The organism is Teichococcus aestuarii (assembly GCF_003116135.1).
Classification (GTDB): Bacteria; Pseudomonadota; Alphaproteobacteria; order Acetobacterales; family Acetobacteraceae; genus Pseudoroseomonas; species Pseudoroseomonas aestuarii.
Window position 1 is genome coordinate 33313 of sequence record NZ_PDOA01000013.1, and the last position, 20091, is coordinate 53403.

20 protein-coding genes are annotated in these 20091 nt (G+C 74.0%); 3 read left to right on the forward strand and 17 right to left on the reverse strand.

Annotation, left to right across the window (positions count from 1 at the left end; genetic code table 11):
• Window positions 1-22: 22 nt before the first annotated feature.
• Window positions 23-1249 (reverse strand): MFS transporter, encoded by a 1227-nt coding sequence (locus CR165_RS17190; protein ID WP_219929778.1) that lies wholly within the window; start codon window positions 1247-1249, stop codon window positions 23-25.
• Between the two features lie 155 nt (window positions 1250-1404).
• The gene (locus CR165_RS17195; protein WP_109518175.1) at window positions 1405-1797 is read right to left on the reverse strand and encodes a winged helix-turn-helix transcriptional regulator; all 393 of its coding nucleotides are present in this window, start codon (window positions 1795-1797) and stop codon (window positions 1405-1407) included.
• 100 nt (window positions 1798-1897) lie between these two features.
• Between CR165_RS17195 and CR165_RS17200 the strand changes: the two genes are divergently transcribed.
• Together CR165_RS17200 and CR165_RS17205 are read left to right on the forward strand one after the other, a co-directional pair.
• Entirely contained in the window at window positions 1898-2917 is a 1020-nt protein-coding gene (locus CR165_RS17200) for a zinc-binding alcohol dehydrogenase family protein (RefSeq protein WP_109518176.1), read from the forward strand.
• A gap of 257 nt (window positions 2918-3174) precedes the next feature.
• Window positions 3175-4002: an alpha/beta fold hydrolase gene (locus tag CR165_RS17205; protein WP_219929779.1), complete on the forward strand. Its 828-nt coding sequence runs from the start codon at window positions 3175-3177 to the stop codon at window positions 4000-4002.
• A 150-nt stretch (window positions 4003-4152) separates the two neighbouring features.
• Here CR165_RS17205 and CR165_RS17210 read toward each other — a convergent pair whose 3' ends face one another.
• The 15 genes from CR165_RS17210 to CR165_RS17280 all read right to left on the reverse strand — a co-directional run bounded on the left by CR165_RS17210 (window position 4153) and on the right by CR165_RS17280 (window position 19250).
• Entirely contained in the window at window positions 4153-4560 is a 408-nt protein-coding gene (locus CR165_RS17210; protein ID WP_109518178.1) for a cytochrome C oxidase subunit IV family protein, read from the reverse strand.
• Window positions 4557-5186 carry a cytochrome c oxidase subunit 3 gene (locus tag CR165_RS17215; RefSeq protein WP_109518179.1) on the reverse strand — a complete coding sequence of 210 codons (630 nt, stop codon included), beginning with the start codon at window positions 5184-5186 and terminating at the stop codon, window positions 4557-4559. Before CR165_RS17215 ends, CR165_RS17210 begins: the two co-directional genes overlap by 4 nt.
• Window positions 5183-6874, reverse strand: coding sequence for a cytochrome c oxidase subunit I (locus CR165_RS17220; RefSeq protein ID WP_109518180.1), 1692 nt, complete (start codon window positions 6872-6874; stop codon window positions 5183-5185). Before CR165_RS17220 ends, CR165_RS17215 begins: the two co-directional genes overlap by 4 nt.
• The gene (gene coxB / locus CR165_RS17225; protein WP_109518181.1) at window positions 6871-7845 is read right to left on the reverse strand and encodes a cytochrome c oxidase subunit II; all 975 of its coding nucleotides are present in this window, start codon (window positions 7843-7845) and stop codon (window positions 6871-6873) included. The genes CR165_RS17220 and coxB overlap by 4 nt, the downstream gene beginning before the upstream one ends.
• On the reverse strand, window positions 7842-8639 hold the full coding sequence (locus tag CR165_RS17230) for a thioredoxin domain-containing protein (protein ID WP_146201932.1): 798 nt from the start codon (window positions 8637-8639) through the stop codon (window positions 7842-7844). Before CR165_RS17230 ends, coxB begins: the two co-directional genes overlap by 4 nt.
• The gene (locus CR165_RS17235; RefSeq protein WP_109518183.1) at window positions 8636-9010 is read right to left on the reverse strand and encodes a hypothetical protein; all 375 of its coding nucleotides are present in this window, start codon (window positions 9008-9010) and stop codon (window positions 8636-8638) included. The genes CR165_RS17230 and CR165_RS17235 overlap by 4 nt, the downstream gene beginning before the upstream one ends.
• A complete protein-coding gene (locus CR165_RS17240; RefSeq protein ID WP_219929780.1) occupies window positions 9007-10065 on the reverse strand; it encodes a hypothetical protein in 1059 nt (352 codons plus the stop codon). Before CR165_RS17240 ends, CR165_RS17235 begins: the two co-directional genes overlap by 4 nt.
• Window positions 10062-10556, reverse strand: coding sequence for a c-type cytochrome (locus CR165_RS17245; protein WP_245906522.1), 495 nt, complete (start codon window positions 10554-10556; stop codon window positions 10062-10064). Before CR165_RS17245 ends, CR165_RS17240 begins: the two co-directional genes overlap by 4 nt.
• Entirely contained in the window at window positions 10553-11071 is a 519-nt protein-coding gene (locus CR165_RS17250) for a DUF3341 domain-containing protein (RefSeq protein WP_109518184.1), read from the reverse strand. Before CR165_RS17250 ends, CR165_RS17245 begins: the two co-directional genes overlap by 4 nt.
• Window positions 11068-12420: an NrfD/PsrC family molybdoenzyme membrane anchor subunit gene (gene nrfD, locus CR165_RS17255; RefSeq protein WP_109518185.1), complete on the reverse strand. Its 1353-nt coding sequence runs from the start codon at window positions 12418-12420 to the stop codon at window positions 11068-11070. The genes CR165_RS17250 and nrfD overlap by 4 nt, the downstream gene beginning before the upstream one ends.
• The gene (locus CR165_RS17260) at window positions 12417-15233 is read right to left on the reverse strand and encodes a 4Fe-4S dicluster domain-containing protein (RefSeq protein ID WP_109518186.1); all 2817 of its coding nucleotides are present in this window, start codon (window positions 15231-15233) and stop codon (window positions 12417-12419) included. Before CR165_RS17260 ends, nrfD begins: the two co-directional genes overlap by 4 nt.
• Window positions 15221-15874 (reverse strand): cytochrome c3 family protein, encoded by a 654-nt coding sequence (locus CR165_RS17265; RefSeq protein ID WP_109518187.1) that lies wholly within the window; start codon window positions 15872-15874, stop codon window positions 15221-15223. The genes CR165_RS17260 and CR165_RS17265 overlap by 13 nt, the downstream gene beginning before the upstream one ends.
• Before the next feature lie 279 nt (window positions 15875-16153).
• Window positions 16154-17113 (reverse strand): aliphatic sulfonate ABC transporter substrate-binding protein, encoded by a 960-nt coding sequence (locus CR165_RS17270; protein ID WP_109518188.1) that lies wholly within the window; start codon window positions 17111-17113, stop codon window positions 16154-16156.
• A gap of 136 nt (window positions 17114-17249) precedes the next feature.
• Complete coding sequence (locus CR165_RS17275; protein WP_245906524.1) at window positions 17250-18242, reverse strand: tripartite tricarboxylate transporter substrate binding protein; 993 nt, start codon at window positions 18240-18242, stop codon at window positions 17250-17252.
• Window positions 18243-18347: 105 nt separating this feature from the next.
• Window positions 18348-19250, reverse strand: a complete 903-nt coding sequence (locus tag CR165_RS17280; RefSeq protein WP_109518189.1) for a fumarylacetoacetate hydrolase family protein — start codon at window positions 19248-19250, stop codon at window positions 18348-18350.
• 105 nt (window positions 19251-19355) lie between these two features.
• Between CR165_RS17280 and CR165_RS17285 the strand changes: the two genes are divergently transcribed.
• Window positions 19356-20072 (forward strand): FadR/GntR family transcriptional regulator, encoded by a 717-nt coding sequence (locus CR165_RS17285; protein ID WP_109518190.1) that lies wholly within the window; start codon window positions 19356-19358, stop codon window positions 20070-20072.
• Window positions 20073-20091 lie beyond the last annotated feature (19 nt).

Below are 20091 nucleotides of genomic sequence, written 5' to 3' on the forward strand. Positions count from 1 at the left end.
GAGAGGGCCGGTGGATGGCGCGTCAGCGCGGGCCGGGCGCGGCCATGGTTGCGGCCGGCCGCGCCCACATGGAGAGCGAGACGGCCAGCAGCATCAGCGCCACCAGCAGGTAGGGCAGGCTGTGGCCGAGCATGTAGAGCAGGCTTCCGGCCACCGGCCCCAGCACCATGCCGAGGCCCTGCGCCGCGCCGGCCGCGCCGGCCGCGCCGCCCTGCTCCTGCGGCCCCACGGCGTTGGCGACCATCGCCGAGAAGGCGGGGAACACCCAGCCCATGCCGGCTGCCGCCACGAAGTAGCAGGCCCCCAGCATCCAGCCCTGGGTGACGAGCGCGACGCTGCCGAAGCCGGCCGCCGCGACCAGCGTGCCGAGGCCGATCATCCGCGCCGGGGCGATGCGGAGCCGCGTGGCCAGGGCCTGCGAAAGCACCAGGGCGAGGCCCACCAGCATCAGCGCCGTGCCCGCCGCCTCCGCCGCCGCGTCGGGCGCCAGGCCGAGGCGGTCCAGCGCGTAGAAGCCGATGGTGACCTGCGCGATGGCCACGCTGAACATGGCGGTGAAGCCGGTGAGGAGCGGGTGGCGCAGCCGCGCGTCCCACAGCGGCAGCGCCTTGCGCGGCGGGCGTGGCTGCGCGGGCTGCGCCGGCACCAGCCGCCACAGCACCAGCAGCGCCAGGGGCGGCAGGGCCGCCGTGAAGAGCAGCGGCACGCTCAGCCCGTACTGGGCCAGCAGCGCCGCCAGCGCCGGCCCGACCACCAGCCCCGCGCCGCTGCCGGTGCCGAGCAGGGCCATCGCCGCCGCCCGGCGCTCGGGCGGCACCCGGTCGGCGATCAGCGCGCCGCTGGCGGCGGGAATGGCCGCGTAGGTGCCGCCGACCAAGGCGCGGCCCAGGGCCAGCCCGAGGAAGGCCAGGCCCGCCGGCAGCTCCCAGCGCAGCGTCGCGTCGATCATCAGGCACAGCGCCCAGTAGGAGAGGGTGAAGCCCAGGGCGCCGGCCAGCAGCACCGGCCGGCGGCCGTGCCGGTCGCTGGCCAGGCCCCAAGGGCGCGCGCCCAGCATCCACATGACGCCCGAGGCGGAGACGGCCATGCCGGCCTGCCACGGCGCCAGCCCCGCCACCCGCGCGATGGGGCCGATGAGGGCGACGAAGGCCATCATCGCCATGCTGCCGGAGAAGGTGGTGGCCATCAGCGCCAGCAGGACCCTGTCCTTCTGCGGGGGCGGTGCACCGGCGGCATGGTCACGGGTCATGGTCAGTCCTTGGCGCGGTGCCGGGGCGGGGCCTGGGGAAGGCGGGCGGCCAGGCGTGGGCCTGCCGTGCCCCGCGCAGGCCCACGCCTGGCCGCAGATGTGATAATGCGACCAATTCGCGATTGGCAAGGGCTGCCCCGCCTGCCCGCCGCGGCTCAGGAGTGCCCCGCACTGGCGGCCCTCTCCGGCGCAGGCTTGGGTGCGCTGCCGCCGAACAGGCCGATATGCGCGTCGCCCCATCGCTTCAGGGCGCCGAGGACCGGCTCCAGCGTGCGGCCGAGTGGCGAGAGGTTGTATTCCACCTTGGGCGGCACCTGGGCATAGACGGTGCGGGTGACCAGCCCGTCCTGCTCCAGCTCGCGCAGCTGGTTGGTCAGCGTGCGCTGCGTGACGCCGGGCAGCCGCCGGCGCATCTCGTTGAAGCGCATCGTGCCTTCGAGCAGGTGGAACAGGATGACGCATTTCCACTTGCCGTCGATCAGGCTGACGGCCGCCTCCACCGGGCAGCCGGGGTTGCAGTCCAGCCGGGAATGGCGGGGCTTGGCCATGGGCGGTATCCATCTCGACACTAGGGGCAGTGCTTGTGCGTATCGACGTGAAGCGCCGGAACCTTACCTTCCGGCCGGAAGCATTGCGAGGAGCAGCCCCATGAAGGCCATCGCCTACCGGACCGCCGGCGCCATCGACCGCCCGGAGTCGTTGCAGGATATCGAGCTGCCGCGCCCCGAGCCGACGGGGCGGGACCTGCTGGTGCAGGTGCGGGCCGTGTCGGTGAACCCGGTGGACACCAAGGTCCGCCGCAGCGCCTCCGCCGAGCCCGGCCAGTGGAAGGTGCTGGGCTGGGACGCCGTCGGCACGGTGGTCGCCGCGGGTCCGGAGGCCAGCCTGTTCCGGCCTGGGGACGCCGTGGCCTATGCCGGCTCGATCATCCGCCCCGGCACCAACAGCGAGTTTCACCTGGTGGATGAGCGGATCGTCGGCCGCAAGCCCGCCAGCTTGTCCGACGCCGAGGCGGCGGCCCTGCCGCTGACCGCCCTCACCGCCTGGGAGGCGCTGTTCCACCGGCTGGAGGTGGCGCGCCCGGTGCCCGGCGCCGGCCACGCCATCCTGATCATCGGTGGGGCGGGCGGCGTCGGCTCCATCGCCGTGCAGCTGGCCCGCCGGCTGACGGACCTCACCGTCATCGCCACGGCCTCCCGCCCCGAGACCCAGGCCTGGGTGCGGGAGATGGGCGCGCACCATGTGCTGGACCACCGCCAGCCCCTGGCGGCGCAGGTGGCGGCGCTCGGCATCGGCGCGCCCGCCTTCGTCTTCTCGACCACGGAAACGCACCAGCACCTGGCCGAGATCGCCGAGCTGATCGCGCCGCAGGGCCGCTTCGCCCTGATCGACGACCCGGAGACGCTGGACGTGAACCGCTTCAAGCGGAAATCCGTCTCCATCCATTGGGAGCTGATGTTCACCCGCTCCCTGTTCCAGACCGCCGACATGGACGAGCAGGGCAAGCTGCTCAACGAGGTGGCGCGGCTGGTGGACGAGGGCACGCTGCGCACTACCCTGGCCGAGCATATGGGCCCCATCAACGCCGCCAACCTGAAGCGCGCGCACGCGCTGATCGAGAGCGGCAAGGCGCGCGGCAAGATCGTGCTGGAGGGCTTCGGCGGCTGAGGGGCGCCGCGCCGGAGCCGGGCCGCCTTCCACGGAAGGCGGCCCGGCGATGGGTCGGCAAGGGGGAGGCGGCGCGGGAGAGGTGGCATTGGCCAGCGGCCCAGGGAAGCGGCGGAATGCACAAGAATTTCCGTCCCGCATGCTCGATAGATGGCGCGCATGACGGCCACGCCACGGGACGCACCATCGCCGCAGCCTGCGGACTGTCACGGTGGCCAGCCGGGCACAGCGATCCGATCCACGCAGGAGCCAGAACGATGACCACCTTCACCACCGCGGACGGCACCGAGATCTTCTACAAGGACTGGGGGACCGGGCAGCCGGTCGTCTTCCACCATGGCTGGCCGCTGAGCAGCGACGACTGGGACGCGCAGATGCTGTTCTTCCTGGCGCAGGGCTACCGCGTCGTCGCGCATGACCGCCGGGGCCATGGCCGCTCCACCCAGACCGACAGCGGCAACGAGATGGACACCTACGCGGCCGATGTCGCCGCGCTGGCGGCGCATCTGGACCTGCGCGACGCCATCCATGTCGGGCACTCCACCGGCGGCGGCGAGGTGGCGCGCTACGTGGCGCGGCATGGCGGCGGCGGACGCGTGGCCAAGGCGGTGCTGATCGGCGCCGTGCCGCCGGTGATGGTCAGGAGCGAGAAGAACCCGGGCGGCCTGCCGCTCGAGGTGTTCGACGGCTTCCGCGCCGCCCTCGTCGCGAACCGGGCGCAGTTCTTCCGCGACATCCCGGCGGGCCCCTTCTACGGTTTCAACCGGCCTGACGCGAAGGTCTCGCCGGGCGTGGTCGACAATTGGTGGCGCCAGGGCATGATGGGCGGCGCCAAGGCGCATTACGACTGCATCAAGGCCTTCTCGGAAACCGACTTCACCGAGGACCTCCAGGCGATCGACGTGCCCGTGCTGGTCATGCATGGCGAGGACGACCAGATCGTGCCGATCGCGGATTCCGCCCTGCTTGCCATCCGGCTGCTGAAGCACGGCGCGCTCAAGACCTATCCCGGCCTGTCGCACGGCATGTGCACCACCCATGCCGATGTCATCAACGCCGACCTGCTGGCCTTCATGCGGGGCTGAACCGCACCCGGCCCCCGCCCCGGCGGAGGGCGGGGCGGGGGGCCGGCCAGGGCCTTTCCCGTTCGCACCGGCGCGCGGAAAAGGCTCTGGCTCATTGTTTTCACGAGCATTCTCACGCGATCAGGCGAAGCAGCCTGCTCGCGATCTGCTCTAGAAGCCGGAGCGGCCGCCCGCAGTCTCCGGCGGCTCCATCGTCCTGTCTTCCATGTGCTCCGGCTGGGTCAGCGGCGCGCGCGTGGCCTGGTCGGCGAAGACCAGCGCGGCCAGGAAGCCCACCCAGAGCAGCCAGGCCCCGCCCGCCAGCCGCAGCAGCGGATCGGGGCGGCGCAGATGCATGAAGAACAGGCCGATCAGCAGCATCTTGGCGGCGGCGATGCCGAGGCTCACGGCCATGTTCCACCGGCCCATCGGCAGGTAGGCCAGGGCGCAGCTGGCCAGGGCCAGCCCCACCAGAACGAGCCACACCGGCAGGCTGCGCGCCAGGATGGCCCCGGCGCTGCGCGGTGTGGCTTCCCCCAGGGAGCGCTTGCTCGACCGCCTGCTCGAGCGCCCGCTCATGCCGCGCGCCCGTCGAGATAGAGCAGCGGGTAGAGAAACATCCACACCACGTCGATCAGGTGCCAATACAGCGCCGCCGCCTCGAAGGCCGGGCTGCGCCAGGGGCGGCGGCCCAGCACCGCCTGGCCGGCCAGCCAGGCGATGGCGGAGAGGCCGCCCAGCAGGTGCAGCCCGTGCAGCCCGGTCAGCAGCCAGTAGAAGGCGAAGGCGATCCGCGCCGCCGGCTGCTCCAGCGCGAAGCCGGGGCCGGGCCAGAGCCCCTTCGCCAGGTCGGCGCGCCATTCCAGCCCCTTCAGGCACAGGAAGGCCAGGCCCAGCGCCAGGGTCAGCCCGAGCGCCCGGCCCGCCAGCCGCGGCAGCTCGGCCCGCGCCGCCTGGGCGCCGACCGCCATCGTCAGGCTGCTGGTCAGCAGCAGCAGCGTGTTGGCCGTGCCATAGACGATGTCGGCCTCGCGCCCGGCCGCGGCGAAGGCCGCCGGATGGAACCAGCGCGTGGCGATGAAGGCCAGGATCAGCCCGCCGAACAGCAGGGCCTCGCTGGCCAGGAACAGCCACATGCCGAAGCTGGCCGCCTCGCGCTGGCGGCGCAGGCTGTGCCACGGCTCGCGCAGCGCCCCGCCGCTCACAGGTTGCCGCCCTGGTTCTGGTGCGGCTCCCGCTCGGAATGGTGCGGGCCCTCCGCCTCGGGGTGGTAGAGATAGGGGCCCTCCGCCACCACCGGCAGCACGCCGAAATTCCCGCGCGGCGGCGGCGAGGCGGTGCGCCATTCGAGGCCCGTGGCATCCCACGGGTCGTCGGTCGCCCGCGCGCCGCGGAACAGCGAGAAGGTGAGATAGGCCATCGGCAGCAGGTAGGCCGCCGCCAGCAGCACCGCGCCGCAGGAGGACATGACGTGCCAGATCTGGAACTCGGGCGGATAGGCGGCGTAGCGCCGCGGCATGCCGGCGAAGCCCATGACGAACATGGGGAAGAAGGTGAAGGCGAAGCCGAAGAACATCAGGATGGCGGCGAAGCGCGCCCAGCCCTCCGGGTAGAGCCGCCCGGTGATCTTGGGCCACCAGAAGGAGAGGCCGCCATACAGCGCCGTCACCGCGCCGCCCACCATGATGAAGTGGAAATGCGCCACCACGAAGTAGGTGTCCGTCACGTGCACGTCGATCGGGATGGCGGCCAGGAACAGCCCGGTCAGCCCGCCCAGCGTGAACAGCCCGATGAAGCCGAGGGCGTAGAGCATCGGCGCCTCGAAGGTGATCTGGCCGCGGTAGAGGGTGAAGGTCCAGTTGAAGACCTTGATGGCCGAGGGCACGGCGATGACGAAGGACAGGAAGGAGAAGACCAGGCTGGTGAAGAGCGACTGGCCGGAGACGAACATGTGGTGCCCCCAGACCAGGAAGCCCACCACCGCGATCCAGAGGATGGCGTAGACCATGAAGGTGTAGCCGAAGATGCGGCGCCGCGCGAAGCAGGTGACGATCTCGCTGATCACGCCGAAGGAGGGCAGGATCATGATGTACACGGCCGGGTGGCTGTAGAACCAGAACAGGTGCTGGAACAGCAGCGGATCGCCGCCCTGGGCCGGGTCGAACACCGGCAGGCCGAAGGCGCGCTCGGCCACGATCAGCAGCAGCGAGGCGGCCAGCACCGGCGTCGCCAGCACCATCACCACCGAGGTGCCGTAGAGCGCCCAGACCAGCAGCGGCAGCCGGAACCAGTGCATCCCCGGCGCCCGCAGCAGGTGCACCGTGGCGATGAAGTTCAGCCCCGTGGCGATGGAGGAGAACCCCGCCAGGATGACCGCCAGCGCCGCCAGCAGCACGTAGCCGTTGGAGAACATGGTGGAGAAGGGCGTGTAGAAGGTCCAGCCCGTGTCCACCCCGCCCGCCACCAGCGCCACCACCAGCAGCAGGCCCGCGCCCACGAACAGGTACCAGCTCAGCAGGTTCACGCGCGGGAAGGCCAGGTCGCGCGCGCCGATCATCAGCGGCAGCAGGAAGTTGCCCAGCGTGTTCGGGATGGAGGGGACCAGGAAGAACCACACCATCACCGTGCCGTGCAGGGTGAACATGCGGTTGTAGGCGTCGGCCGTCATCAGATCCTGCTCGGGCGTGAACAGCTCCAGCCGGATCATCACCGCGCCGAAGCCGCCGATGACGAAGAAGGCCAGCAGCGTGGCCATGTAGAGCAGCGCGATGCGCTTGTGGTCGGTCGTCAGCAGCCAGGAGCCGAGGCCCTGCTCCGCCGTCAGGTAGTTGTCGGGCCAGGGCTCGGCCGGCCCCTCCGCCGGGCGGACACGGCCCGCCGCCAGCTCGCTCACGGCTCGCTGCTCATGTTTCGTGGCTCCCCGGGGGACGCGCCCCGCGCCGGCATGGACATCAGGTAGGCCAGGATGGCCTGCAGCTCCCCCTCGCCGAGGATGCCGGCGAAGGGCGGCATGACCGGCTCGTAGCCGGCCGCGATGTCGCGGCGCGGCTGGAGGATGGAATCGCGCAGATAGGCCTCGTCCGCGCGGCGGACGCTGCCATCGGCCAGGGCGACCTGCCGGCCGTAGAGGCCGCGCAGCTCCGGCGCGTGGACGCGCGAGGCGGGCGCGTGGCAGCCGGAGCAGCCGACGCTCTCGAACAGCGCCCGGCCTTCCCGCGCCAGGTCGTCGGCCTGGGGCTGGGCGGCCCGCCAGCGCGCATAATCCTCCGGCTCCATGACGACCACCTTGCCCAGCATGCGCGAATGCAAGGTGCCGCAATACTCGGCGCAGAACAGCGGGAACTCGCCGGTCTGCGTCGGCTTCAAGGAAAGCTGCGTCATCCGCCCCGGCAGCACGTCCTGCTTCAGGCGGAAGGAGGGCACGTAGAAGGAATGGATCACGTCTTCCGAGCGCATCACCAGGCGCACCGGCTCGCCCCGCGGCAGGTGCAGCGCGTCGATCTCCCGCGCCCCGTCCGGGTGGCGGGCCTTCCACATCCATTGCCGGGCCAGGATGTGGATCTCCAGCGCGTCCGGGTCGCCGCGCTGCCCGCCGAGCACGGCGATGCTGGCCCAGGCGAACAGGAACATCGCCAGGAAGGCGGTTGCGGCGGTCCAGCCGACCTCGACCTCCTTCTGGATCAGCTCCGGCAGCTCGCCGCGCCGCGCCGCCGAGCCGCGCCGGTAGCGGATGGCAAAGCCCAGCAGCAGCGCCGCCACCAGCAGCACGATGGCGCCGCTGATCGCCAGCATGGCGATGACGATGGCGTCCACCCCCGCCGCCACCTCCGACGCCGCCGGGGGCCAGAAGGCGATGCCGCTCATGCCCGCCGCTCCCGCCGCAGCGCCCAGAGCATGAAGCCGCCGAGCGCCAGGCTCGTCGCCACGCTGCCCAGCATCAGCACGCGCCGGACCCGGGCGGTCCAGATCCCCCGCGCCGCGTCGAAGCCGTAGCAGAACAGGCGCAGCCGCTCGCCGAGGCTGCCCAGCCGCCCCTCCGCCGCCTCCACCAGCGCCAGGCGCAGGGCGGGCGGGTCCAGCTCCAGCCCGCCCAGCACGCGGGAGAGCCGCCCGTCCGGCGCCAGCACCAGAACTCCCAGGGGGTGCGCGTAGCTGTCGGTCTCCGCGTCGTAGCGGGCCTCGTAGCCGAAGGCGGAGCGCGCGGCCTGCAGCGCCGCCGCGTCGCCGCCCAGGAAGCGCACGGCGCCGGCAGGGGCGGCGGGGAAGTGCAGCGCCTTCATGGCGGCGGCCGCGCCGGGGCCGTCCTTCGGGTCGAGCCCGAGCGCCAGCACCGTGTAATCCGCGCCGGCGCGCAGCCCGGTCTCCGCCAGGGCGGCGGCGGCAAGCCCCAGCGCCGTGCCGCAGAGCACGGTGCAGGTGTAGTCGGCGAAGACCAGCACGGCCGGGCGGTCCTGCTGCGCCGCGCCCGCCCGCACCGGCCGCCCGGCCTCGTCGCGCAGGGCCAGGCCTGGCGGCAGCGCGGCCCCGGGTGGCGGGTGCAAGACCACCCCGGCCAGTTGCGCCTCCGTCAGCGCGGCCCGGGCGGCGCCCGGCAGCAGCGCCGCCAGCAGCGCCGCCATCAGGACTGCCAGCAAAGCCGCCCCGGCCAGCTGCCTCATGGCGCGGCCTCCCGCCGGATGGGCGGCGGCGGCGCGGCGGGCTGCTCCAGCGGGTCGTAGGCCGCCGCGCCCCGGGCGGCGATGAGCGCCATCGCCTCGGCCACCGCGCGGCGCGGCGGATCGTCGCCGGCCTCGAGCTGGGCGGCTTGCGCGGCCCGGAAGTCGCGCAGCGCGGCGGCGGGGTCGGTCTCCAGCCGCGGCGGCGCGAAGCGCTCGGGCGGGCTGTAGCGCTCCGGCGCCTGCGCCCAGCGGTAGAGGAGGAACAGCCCGGCCATCACCAGCGCCAGGAAGGCCGCCGTGCCCAGCCCGACGCCCAGGATGGCCCAGGACCGCAGCGCCAGCGTCTCGCGCCGCTCCAGGGGGTTGCTCATGCCGCCCGTTCCTGCGCGGCGGGGGCCAGCCATGCCGCCAACGGCCGGTAGGCCAGGCCGATCCACAGCCCGCCCACCGACAGCGTGGCAAGGGCGGCGGCCGGCAGGCTCCACGGCCCCGCCGCCGGCGCCACCAGCCAGGCGTGGTGCAGCGACAGCCCCGCCAGCAGCCAGGGCGCCAGCCGCGCCTGCGCCGCCGGGCTGCGGCGCAGGCCGCCCGGCAGCAGCACCAGCAGCGGCAGCAGGCCGGAGAGCAGCAGCGACAGGGCTTCGAGCCAGAGCCAGGGGGATGCCCCGCGCGCCAGATACCACGCGGCCTTGTGCGGCAGGTTGCCGTACCAGATGACCAGATACTGGCTGAAGCCAAGATAGAGCGCGCCCAGCACCGCCGCCAGCAGCAGGCCACCGAGATCGGCCGCCGCATCCTCCCCCGCGCCGCGGCACAGCGCCGCCCAGGCCAGCGCGGCCAGCAGCTGCGAGACCAGCAGCGACAGGCCGAAGGCGGTGGAATGGAAGTGCGGCGCCAGGGACAGCACCCAATCGAAGCCGAGCAGCGTCACCGCCACGCCGTGCAGGACGAGGCCGAGCGCGGCAACGCCCTGCCGCGCCGGGCCCTGCTCCAGCCGGAGCAGCAGCCAGGCCAGGGCCGACCACAACAGCAGGGCCAGCCCCGTGCGGAGGATGAAGCCGGCAGCGTTGAGATAAAGCCGCGCTACATCCGGATGGCCGGCGAGCTCCGGCTCCGCCACCCAGGGGTAGAGCACGCCGAGGCTGAGCAGCAGGGGCAGGGCCAGCGGCAGGAACAGGGGCAGGCTGCCCGCGGCCGGTGCCAGCACGGGCCGCAGCGCCGTGCCCCAGCGCCCGCCGGTCAGGGCATGGATGGCCAGCAGCGCCAGCGCCCCCAGCGCGATGCCCAGCCAGAACAGCAGCGCCGCCAGCCAGCCCGCCGCCAGGGCGGGCCGTGCCGCGGGCCACAGGAGGAGAGCCAGCCCCAGCACCGCCGTGCCGCAAAGCCCGAGGGGCAGCGCCGGCCCCTGCCAGGGGGGCGGCCTCACGGGGCGGCCTCCGCCGCCCGCGGCAGGCGGGAGAGCTGCAGGGCGCGGATATAGGCCACCACCGCCCAGCGGTCGGGCGGCGCCAGCCGGTCGCCATAGCCGTACATGACGCCGTAGCCATCGCCGATCACGTCGTAGAAGTGCCGGGCGGGCGCGGCGCGGAGGCGGGTCGTGTGGTAGCTGGGCGGGGCGGGGAAGCCGTGGCGGACGATCATGCCGTCGCCCGCGCCGGCGGCGCCGTGGCAGGGGGTGCAGAAGATGGCGTACTGCGCCTCCCCCCGCGCCAGCAGGGCGGGGGTCGCGGGCGGCGGCGCGGCGGCGGCGGCCTCCCGCGCCAGGTCGCCCTGCGCCACCACGCCCTCCGGCGGCGGGCGGGCGGTGGTGCCGTCCTGCCACAGGCCGCTGCGCTCATAGGTGTCGAGCCGCCGCTGCTGCGCCATGTCCAGCTTGCAGCCGGCGAGCAGCAGCAGGGCGCAGGCGGCGGCCCTCACGGCTCCACCGCCCGCACGGAGAGGGGGCCGAGCCCGTCCAGCAGCGCCGCCAGCCGCGCCGGCTCCAGGCCCGGCTCGTCCACCGCCAGGAAGAAGCCGTCCTGGCTGGCGCGCGCGAAGCCGCGTGCGGCGAAGACCGGGTGGTGCAGGCGCGGCAGGCCGGTGCCGAGGAAGAAGCCGAGGAAGCCGGTGACGCTGGCCGCCAGCACCCCGCTCTCGAAGCTCAGCACCAGGAAGGTGGGCCAGCTGTTCAGCGGCCGGCCGCCGAGGTTCAGCGGATAGCCGATCACAGCGCTGTACCAGCACAGGGCATAGACCAGCGCGGCCGCCGCCAAGCCCGCCCCCAGCATCACGGGGCGCAGGCGGGGGCGGGGCAGGGCCAGCGCCTCGGCCAGCTCGGGCACGGAGAAGGGGGTGTGCGCGTCCAGCCCGCGCAGCCCGGCCTGCCGCGCCCGCCGCGCCGCCGCCACCAGCGTCTCCGGGTCGCGGAACTCGGCCAGCAGCAGCCCGCTCATGCGCCGCTCCGCTGCCGCCGCAGCAGCTTGCCCATGTCGTGCATGGCGACGGCCGGCAGCAACCGCGCGAAGCCCAGCATCAGGAAGGCGAAGAAGCCGAGCGAGCCGGCCAGGATCAGCCAGTCCCACAGGGTGGGCGAGAACACGCCATGCATCGAGGGCAGGTACCCGTGCGACAGGGTGTTCCAGATGATCAGCACGCGCTCCAGCCACATGCCGATGTTCAGCACCACCGCGACGCCTACCACGGCGGGGATGCTGCCGCGCAGGCGGCCTGACCACAGCAGCTGCGGCACGAGCAGGTTGCAGCCGAGCATGGCGAAGTAGAGAGGCGCGTAGGGGCCGGTGAAGAGCGCGCGCAGATGCTCGCGCTCCGCCCGATCCTCCGCCTGCCAGGCGGAGAGCCATTCGGTGCCGTAGCACAGCGCCATGCCGAGCGAGCCGGCGAGCAGCACCTTGCCCATCACCGCGAAGTGCCGCGGCGTGATGATCGCCTGCAGGCCCAGGCCCCAGCGGATCAGCGCCGCCAGCACCACCACCATGCCGAAGCCGGAGAACAGCGCGCCGACCACGAAGTAGGGCGGGAAGATCGTCTCCTGCCAGCCGGGCATCAGGCTGGCGGAGAAATCCATCGCCGCCACGCTGTGCACCGAGACGACGAGCGGCAGCGCCATCGCCGCCAGGGTGCGGTAGAGCGTGTCGTGCAGGTGCCAATGGCGGGCCGAGCCGCGCCAGCCCAGCGCCAGCACGCCGTAGATCACCTGGCCGGCGCGGCTCTGCGCGCGGTCGCGCAGCGTCGCCAGGTCCGGGATCAGGCCGAGATAGAAGAACATCAGCGAGAACGTCAGGTAGCTGACGATGGCCGCGAAATCCCACACCAGCGCGCTGCGCCACTGCGGCCAGAGGCCCTGGGTGTTGGGGTAGGGGGTCAGCCACAGCGCGTAGTGCGGCCGCCCCAGATGCAGGATGGGGAACAGCCCGGCGATGCCCACCGCGAACAGCGTCATCGCCTCCGCGAAGCGGTTGATGGCCGCCCGCCAGGGCTGCCGCGTCAGCAGCAGCGCCGCCGAGATGAAGGTGCCGGCATTGCCGATGCCGATCCACCAGACGTAGTTGGCGATCGGGAAGCCCCAGACCACGGCGGTGTTGTTGCCGAGGATGCCGATGCCGCGCAGGAACAGCCAGGCGGTGCAGCCCGCGAGCAGCAGCGTCAGCATGCCCGAGACGGCGAAGGCGATGCGCCAGGGGCGCCCGGCGCGGCGCCGCATCAGCGGGTCCGCCACCAGCCCGACCAGCGCGCCATAGCTGGTGCCGCGAGGCAGCAGCGCCTCCTCCGGCCCGGCGCTCATGCCCCGGGGTCCTCCAGCGCCGGGTTGGGGTTGCGGATCTGCGCCAGGTAGGTCGTGCGCGGCCGCGTGCCGAGATGGCCGAGCAGCGCGTAGTGCTGCGGCTCCCGCCGCAGCGCGGCGACGGCGGCGCCCTCCTGGCGCAGGTCGCCGAAGATGATGGCCGTGGTCGGGCAGGCGGACTGGCAGGCGGTGCGCACCTCGCCCTCGCGCAGGGCGCGGCCCTCGCGTTCCGCGGCGCGCCGGGCGGCGCTGATGCGCTGGGTGCAGTAGGTGCATTTCTCCATCACCCCGCGCGCGCGCACCGAGACCTCCGGGTTGCGCTGCGCCGCCACCACGGGCGCGCCCTGGTTGGCGTATTCCTGCCCGTCGGCATAGCCGTGGAAGTTGAAGCGCCGCACCTTGTAGGGGCAGTTGCCCTGGCAGAAGCGGGTGCCGACGCAGCGGTTGTAGACCTGCACGTTCAGCCCCTCCGCATCGTGCACCGAGGCGGCGACGGGGCAGACCGGCTCGCAGGGCGCGGCCTCGCAATGCATGCAGGGCACGGGCTGGAAGCCGGGGCGCGGCCTGTCCTCCGGCCCGTGGCTGTAGGTGTCGATGCGCAGCCAGTGCATGTCGCGGCCGCGCGCCACCTCCTCCGGCCCGACCACGGGGATGTTGTTCTCCGCCTGGCAGGCGGTGACGCAGGCGTTGCAGCCGATGCAGAGGGTGGTGTCGATCACCATGGCCCAGGCCGGCGTGCCGGCGGGCAGCGCGGGCGGGTAGAGGCTGGGCGGCGGCGGCTCCTCCACGGGCGGGGCGGCGGCGCGGGCGCGGAACTGCTCCAGCATCATCGCCGGCAGCAGCGTCTCCGCCTCTCCCTCCAGCCGGTGCATGTCCTGCAGCCGCAGCACCGCCTCGCGGCGCCCGGCGCGCTCGAGCGTGACCTCGGGCGCCGACCAGGCGGCGCCCTGCCGCAGCGCATAGGCATCCGCCCCCACCGCGTCGCCGATGGCACCGGCGCGGCGGCGGCCATGGCCGAGATGCAGCAGCACCACCCCCGGCGCCATGCCCGGCTGCGGCAGCACCGGCACCTCCAGCGAGCGGCCGCCGAGCCGCAGCCGTGCCACGTCGCCCTCGGCCAGGCCGTGCCGCGCCGCCTCGGCGGGCGCCATCAGCGCGGCATTGCCCCAGACCTGGCGGGTGAGCGGCTTCGGGCATTCCTGCAGCCAGGGATTGTTGGCGAAGCGCCCGTCCCACAGCATGGGGTCCGGCCGCAGCAGCAGGGTCAACGCCCCGTCCGGGGCGGGCGGTAGCGCCGGGGCACGGGGCACCGGGCGCGGCAGGGGGGGCGCGGCGCTGCCCGCCACCACGCCGTCATGCAGCGCCTGCCGCCAATGGGCCTCGAAGCTGCCGGCGGGCCATCGCGCCGCCCAGGTCTCGCGCAGGGCCGTGTGGCCGTCGAGGTCGAGCCGCCCCGCCATCGCCCCCAGCAGCCAGGCCGCCGGGCGGGTGCCGTAGAGCGGCCGGATCAGCGGCTGGGCGATGCTGGCCGTGCCGTCCGGCGCCCGCGCGTCGGACCAGTCCTCCAGCGGATGATGCCCGGGCAGGTGCCAGCGGCAGAGCGCGGCCGTCTCGTCCCGCCACGGGCCGAGATGCAGGGTGAAGGCCGCGCTCTCCCGCAGCAGGCCGGCGAAGCCGAGATCGGCCGGCGCGTCATAGGCCGGGTTGGCGCCGAGGATGACCAGCATCCCGGCCTCGCCCTGCCGCAGCGCCGCGGCCAGGGCGGGCAGGTCCTCGGGCTGTTCGGGCGGGGGCGCCAGCCAGTCGATCGGCGCGTCCAGCCTGTCGTTGATCCAGTGGACGAGGGCCTGCCATTCGGGCGGCGTCCAGGGGCCGGCCAGCACCAGCGCCGCGCCCGGCGCGGCGGCGAGGTCATCCGCCAGGGCGTCGAGGAAGCGCGCCGCCTCGGGCGGCAGCGCCGGGGCGGGCAGGCCGGCCCCGAGCCGCGCCGCCAGCGCCACCAGCACGTCCCGCACCCCGGCGGGGGGCAGCGCCAGCCGGTGGTCCGCCTTGGCGCCCGTGACGGAGAGGCCGGATTCCAGCGCGTAGAGCCGGGCGAAGGGCTCGTCCCGTCCGCGCCGCGCGGTGCGGCGGGCGGCGAAGGCGCGGGCGTGGCGGATCTGGTCCGGGCCCGGTCCCAGCGGGTCGGCCTCCAGCGAGAGGATCACCCGCGCCGCCTCCGGCCGTGGCCGCGCCACCAGCGGGGCGCCGAAGGCCAGGGCGGCGCCGGCGAGAGCGTGTTCCTCGCCCACCGGCTCGTGCGCGTGCCAGTGCAGGGCGGGGAAACGCTGCCGCAGGGCGCCGATCAGCCGCAGCAGGGTGGGCGAGGTGAGATGGCCCGTCAGCAGCCGCAGCCCGGCGCCGCCCGAGGCCTCCAGCGCCCGCAGCCGCGGCAGCAGGGCCTGCAGGGCGGCGTCCCAGCTGCTCACCCGCCCGCCCTGCCGCACGGCGCGGGAGCGGTCGGGGTCGTAGAGGGAGAGGATGGCGGACTCGGTGAAGGCATCCGTGGCGCCCAGGCTGGCCGGGTGCAGCGGGTTGCCCTCCAGCTTCACCGGCCGGCCCTCGAAGACGGTGGCCACCACGCCGCGCGCATAGCCGTTCAGGGTCAGGCTGGTGGCGAAGTGCCGCGGCACCCCCGGCGTCACGCCCTCCGGCTTCAGCACGTAGGGCAGGATCTCCTGCTCCGGCTCGCCGCACCCCGTCAGCGCCAGGGCCGAGGCGAGCAGCCCGAGGGCGGCCTGGCGGCGGCCGAGCTGCGGCGTCAGCGGTGGCATCGCGAGCAATCCGTCAGGTGCTCGGCGCGGATGCCGTAATGCGCCAGGAGGCGGCGGCCGCGCTCGGCCTGGTCCGGCGGCGGCGTCCACTGCATGTCGAAGACCCGGTCCTCCTCGCGCAGCCAGCGCGCCGGGTTCCGGTGGCAGTCGAGGCACCATGCCATCGTCAGGGGTGCGGCCTGCGAGACCTGCTGCATGGTCTGCACCGCGCCATGGCAGGTGCTGCAGCCGACGCCATTGGCCACATGCAGGCTGTGGTCGAAGAACACGTAGTCCGGCAGGGCGTGGACGCGCTTCCAGGCCAGCGGCCGGTTCTCCGCCAGGCTCCGGCGCACGGGCGCCAGCATCTCCGCCTGCGTCCAGACCTGGGAATGGCAGGTCATGCAGGTGTGGGTCGGCGGCAGCCCGGCGAAGCGGGAGCGCTGAACCGTGTCATGGCAGTAGCGGCAATCCAGCCCCAGCCCGCCGACATGGTGGGCATGGCTGAACTGGACGGGCTGCGCCACGACCCTGCCCTGGCTCGTCGCATGGGTGGTGAAGGGCCAGGCGAGGAGCAGCACGACGGCAAGGCCGAACGCCAGGACGATGGCCGCCAGAGCGAAACGCAGCAGGGTATCGGCGCTCTGGCTGAAATGCTGCATCCAGGCTCATCCAAGTTCCGCGCCCGCATCCGGAAAGGCGCCGTTCCTGCGCCAGCGGGGGAGGCACATGGCATGAAGGCGCGAGCCGGCGTTCCGGCGTCACCGGTCGGGCATTAAATCTCTGTCACGGGTTGGGAGGCGGCTGGCCTTGCCATCCTCGCAGCGGCCGACCCGGCAGCGCCGGGCTGCGGGCCGGCCCGCCCCCGCGGTTCCAGAGCCGCCCTGCCGCATACCCCGCATCGTCCGGCACTCCGCCGCACCCCCTCGGCAGGGCCGCCGTCAGCCCTCCAGCCTCACCACGGCGGGGGCGATGTCCGGCCGGCGCCGCACGATGCGGTTGGCCACGTACCAGTCGGCGATGCGCTCGATCTGCGCCACATCGGCCTCGGTCGGCGCCCGCATCGGCACGGCGTTGTTGGCGCCGATGGCGGGGGCCAGCGCCTCCGGCAGGCCCATCGCCTCGGTCCAGATCCGCCCGGCCTCGGCCGGTTTGGCCTGGGCCCAGTCATTGTCCGCGCGGCAGGCGGCGAAGACGGCCTGCAGCAGCGCCCGCCGGTGCGCCGCCATGTCGCTGTGCGCCATCAGCGTCACCGCGTTGTCCGAGCCGATCGCGGCGCCGTCGGCCAGCACCCGCGCGCCGTGGCTGCGCTGCGCGATGGTGACGAAGGGGTCCCAGCTGGCCCAGGCGTCGACATGGCCCTGGACGAAGGCCGCGCCGCTGTCGCTCGGGCTGAGATAGGCGCGGCGCACGCTGGCGGGGTCGATGCCCGCGCGCTCCAGCGCGCGCACCAGCAGGTATTCGCCCGTGCCGCCGCGGTTGACCGCGACGCTGCGCCCGCGCAGATCCGCCAGGCTGCGGACCGGCGAATCCTGCCGCACCAGGATGCCCTCCGCCGCCGGCGCGATCTTCTGGCAGGCGAAGATCACCATCGGGATGCCGGCCGAGAGCGCGGTGACGCAGGCGGGGGAGCTGCCGGCGGTGATGTCGATGCTGCCGGCGTTCAGCGCCTCCAGCGCCGGGGCGGCGGCGGCGAAGGGGCCGGCCCATTCCACGCGTGCGCCCTGCGCCGCGGCGGCCCGTTCCAGCGTGCCGCGGGCACGGCCGGTGGTGATGTCGTTCGGCGCCCGCAGCCAGCCGATGCGCAGCACCGCCGGACCGGCGGCGCGCGCGCCGGCGCCGCGCAGGAAGGGCAGGGAGAGGGCGCCGGCGCTCAGCCGGGCCAGGGTGCGGCGATGCATGGCGGTGTCCTCGCGGCGGCGTCCGGGCAGCGGCGCCCGGAGGGTGAAAAGGTTCTGGCCGCGCGGTGTCTAGCAGATGGCAGGCCACGGGGCGCCCCCCCTGACCGCCTCCCTAGCGCCCCCCATGCCGCGCGCCCTACTCCACCTTGCCGATGCGCTGCACGGCGCGGATCAGCCGCGCATTGTCGGCGGCGAAGAAGCGGGCGAACGCCTCCCCCTCCTGGTAGGCGACGGGGCTGCCGGCGGCTTCCAGGGCGCGGCGCAGCTGCGGGCCCTCGCAGGCGGCGCGCAGCGCCCCGCGCAGCCGCGCCTGGACCGGCTCCGGCGTCGCGGCGGGCACGAACAGCCCGGTCCAGATGTAGAACTCCACCTCCGGGAAGCCGCGCTCGATGAAGGTCGGCACCGTCTCGAAGCCGGGGATGCGCTGCGCCCCCCAGCAGGCCAGGGCGCGCAGCCGGCCCTCGCGCAGATGCGGCAGCACCGGGCCGGGGCCGGAGGCCAGCGCATCCAGCGTGCCGGACAGCAGCGCGGTCAGCGCCGGCCCGCCGCCCTGGAAGGGCACGTGCAGCAGGTCGAGCCCCGCCGCGCCGGTCAGCATCGCCATGGCGACGTGCAGGGTGGAGTAGTTGCCGGCCGAGCCATAGGTGATGGCGCCGGGCCGCCCCCTGGCATCGGCCACGAACTCTTCCAGGCTCTGCCAGGGCGCGCCGGCGGGCACCACCAGCAGCGTGGGGTCGGCGGTGATGCGGGCGATTGGCGCAAATTGGTCCACGGTGTAGGCCGGGGTGCGGCCCTGGATGCGCTCCGCCTCCGGCAGCACGCTGAGCGAGGAGAGGGCGAGCAGCGCCGTGTGGCCGTCCGCCGGCGCCCGCGCCACGCTGGCGGTGCCGACGATGCCCCCCGCGCCGGCGCGGTTGACCACCGGCACGGGCTGGCGGAAGGCGCTCTCCAGGGCAGCGGCCACGGGCCGCGCCGTGACATCGGCCTGCCCGCCCGGCGGGAAGGCCACCACCATCTGGATGGCGCGGGACGGATAGGCTTCCGCCGCGGCGCCGGTGTTCTGGGCAAGGGCGGAGCGGGCGGCGGACAGGGCCGCGCCTCCGGCCAGGAGATGTCGTCGCAGCATCATCGTTTCCTCCCCGGGTTCTCTCCCCGGCTGGGCCGGTGGCTTCTTCTTGGCCCTTGGCCGGGCCTTGGCGTCCGGCGGCCTGGGCCGCCGGGGCAGGCGCTTGGTTCAGGCCACGCGGCGCAGCGTGTTGCGGATACGGCCGATGCCGCTGATCGCGCACTCCACCACGTCGCCCTCGCGCAGGAAGCGCGGCGGCCTGAAGCCGATGCCGACGCCCTCCGGCGTGCCCGTGGCGATGACGTCGCCCGGCAGCAGCGCCATGCTGCGCGAGATGGTCTCGATCAGCGTCGGGATGTCGAAGATCAGGTCGGCGGTGCTGGCATCCTGGCGCGGCTCGCCATTGACGGTGCAGGTGACGCGCATCGCGCCGGCCTCCACCGCGTCGGCGGTGACGATCCAGGGGCCCATCGGGCAGAAGCCGTCGATGCCCTTGCCCAGCAGCCACTGCTTGTGGGTCTGCTGCAGGTCCCGCGCCGTGACGTCGTTGACCACCGTGTAGCCGAAGACATGCGCCATGGCCTGCGCCTTCGGGATGGCGCGGCCGCCCCGGCCGATGATGACGGCCAGCTCCGCCTCGTAATCCACCCCGCCATCGAGGCCGGGCAGCAGCGGGATGTCGGCGGCGGGGCCCGAGATGCTGGTCCAGGGCTTGGAGAAGATGATGGGCGCGGCGGGAATGGCGTCGGCCGCCCCGGCGGCGCTGGAATCATAGCCGCTGCTGGCGAATTCCCGCGCATGGGCGTGATAGTTCTTGCCGACGCAGAAGATGTTGCGCGGCGGGCGGGGCAGGGGGGCGGTCAGCAGGGCCGGGTCGAGCGGCTGGCCGGGGCCGGAGGGCGCCGGGCGCGCGCCGCTCTCGGCCAGGTGCGCGATGGCGGCCGTCATGTCCCGCGCGGCGGCCTCGGGCAGGCCCGGCAGGGCCTCGGCCAGGGGATGGAAGCGGTCGCCTTCCGCGCTGACCAGCGCAACGAGAGGACGACGCTGGACAAGCAGCGTGGCGAGGCGCATCAGGAACCCTTCTCTGGAATTGAACCAATATCAGGCTTATATTGATCCAATTATGATCCATATTGATCAGCCATTCCGGACCCGTCAAGCCGCCGGGGCCGGCGCGTGAGCGACGCCCTCTCCCCCCCGCGCGGGCGTGGCGACGCCGAGCGGCTGCGCCACAGCCTCGCCCAGGCGCTGCAGGCCGGCCGCTGGCAGCCGGGCGAGAAGCTGCCCACCGAGCGGGCGCTCGGCACGCAGTACGGCATGGCGCGGAACACGGTGCGCCGCGCGCTGGACGCGCTGGAGGCGGAGGGGCTGATCCACCGCCATGTCGGCCGCGGCACCTTCCGCACCGGGGCGGCGGCGGAGACGGCGCCGGCCTGCCCGCCGCTGCCGCTGGAGCAGGCGGAGGCCTTCGGCCCGGCCGAGGTGGTGGAATGCCGCCTGGCCTTCGAGCCGGAGCTGGTGGCGATGGCGGTGGCCCGCGCCAGCCCGGCCGACCTCGCGCGGATGGAGGCGTGCTGGCAGCAGGCCGAGGCCGCCGCCGACCTCGCCGCCTTCGAGCACTGGGACGGCGCGCTGCACGACGCCATCGCCGTGGCCACGCACAACCGCGCGGCGATGGCCCTTTCCCGCTCTCTGGCGCGGGTGCGGCTGCAGGCCGAATGGGGGGCGCTGAAGGCGCGCGGCGCGACCCCCGCCCGCCGCGCCGCGCTGCAACGGCAGCACCGCGCCATCATCGACGCGCTGCGCCAGCGCGACCGCGCCGCCGCCCGCGGCGCCATGCGCGCGCACATCCTCTACGTGCAGCGCTACATGTTCGAGGAGGAGGAGGGCTGAGCGCAGTGCCGCTCAGTCG

What these genes read in the sequence shown, in the direction of transcription:
- CR165_RS17190 (WP_219929778.1), bottom strand. Translation starts at nt 1,249, where the DNA reads ATGACCCGTGACCATGCCGCCGGTGCACCGCCCCCGCAGAAGGACAGG.
- CR165_RS17235 (WP_109518183.1), bottom strand. Translation starts at nt 9,010, where the DNA reads ATGAGCAACCCCCTGGAGCGGCGCGAGACGCTGGCGCTGCGGTCCTGG.
- CR165_RS17210 (WP_109518178.1), bottom strand. Translation starts at nt 4,560, where the DNA reads ATGAGCGGGCGCTCGAGCAGGCGGTCGAGCAAGCGCTCCCTGGGGGAA.
- CR165_RS17265 (WP_109518187.1), bottom strand. Translation starts at nt 15,874, where the DNA reads ATGCAGCATTTCAGCCAGAGCGCCGATACCCTGCTGCGTTTCGCTCTG.
- CR165_RS17260 (WP_109518186.1), bottom strand. Translation starts at nt 15,233, where the DNA reads ATGCCACCGCTGACGCCGCAGCTCGGCCGCCGCCAGGCCGCCCTCGGG.
- CR165_RS17270 (WP_109518188.1), bottom strand. Translation starts at nt 17,113, where the DNA reads ATGCATCGCCGCACCCTGGCCCGGCTGAGCGCCGGCGCCCTCTCCCTG.
- CR165_RS17205 (WP_219929779.1), top strand. Translation starts at nt 3,175, where the DNA reads ATGACCACCTTCACCACCGCGGACGGCACCGAGATCTTCTACAAGGAC.
- CR165_RS17230 (WP_146201932.1), bottom strand. Translation starts at nt 8,639, where the DNA reads ATGAGGCAGCTGGCCGGGGCGGCTTTGCTGGCAGTCCTGATGGCGGCG.
- nrfD (WP_109518185.1), bottom strand. Translation starts at nt 12,420, where the DNA reads ATGAGCGCCGGGCCGGAGGAGGCGCTGCTGCCTCGCGGCACCAGCTAT.
- CR165_RS17250 (WP_109518184.1), bottom strand. Translation starts at nt 11,071, where the DNA reads ATGAGCGGGCTGCTGCTGGCCGAGTTCCGCGACCCGGAGACGCTGGTG.
- CR165_RS17280 (WP_109518189.1), bottom strand. Translation starts at nt 19,250, where the DNA reads ATGCGCCTCGCCACGCTGCTTGTCCAGCGTCGTCCTCTCGTTGCGCTG.
- coxB (WP_109518181.1), bottom strand. Translation starts at nt 7,845, where the DNA reads ATGAGCGGCATCGCCTTCTGGCCCCCGGCGGCGTCGGAGGTGGCGGCG.
- CR165_RS17200 (WP_109518176.1), top strand. Translation starts at nt 1,898, where the DNA reads ATGAAGGCCATCGCCTACCGGACCGCCGGCGCCATCGACCGCCCGGAG.
- CR165_RS17195 (WP_109518175.1), bottom strand. Translation starts at nt 1,797, where the DNA reads ATGGCCAAGCCCCGCCATTCCCGGCTGGACTGCAACCCCGGCTGCCCG.
- CR165_RS17275 (WP_245906524.1), bottom strand. Translation starts at nt 18,242, where the DNA reads ATGATGCTGCGACGACATCTCCTGGCCGGAGGCGCGGCCCTGTCCGCC.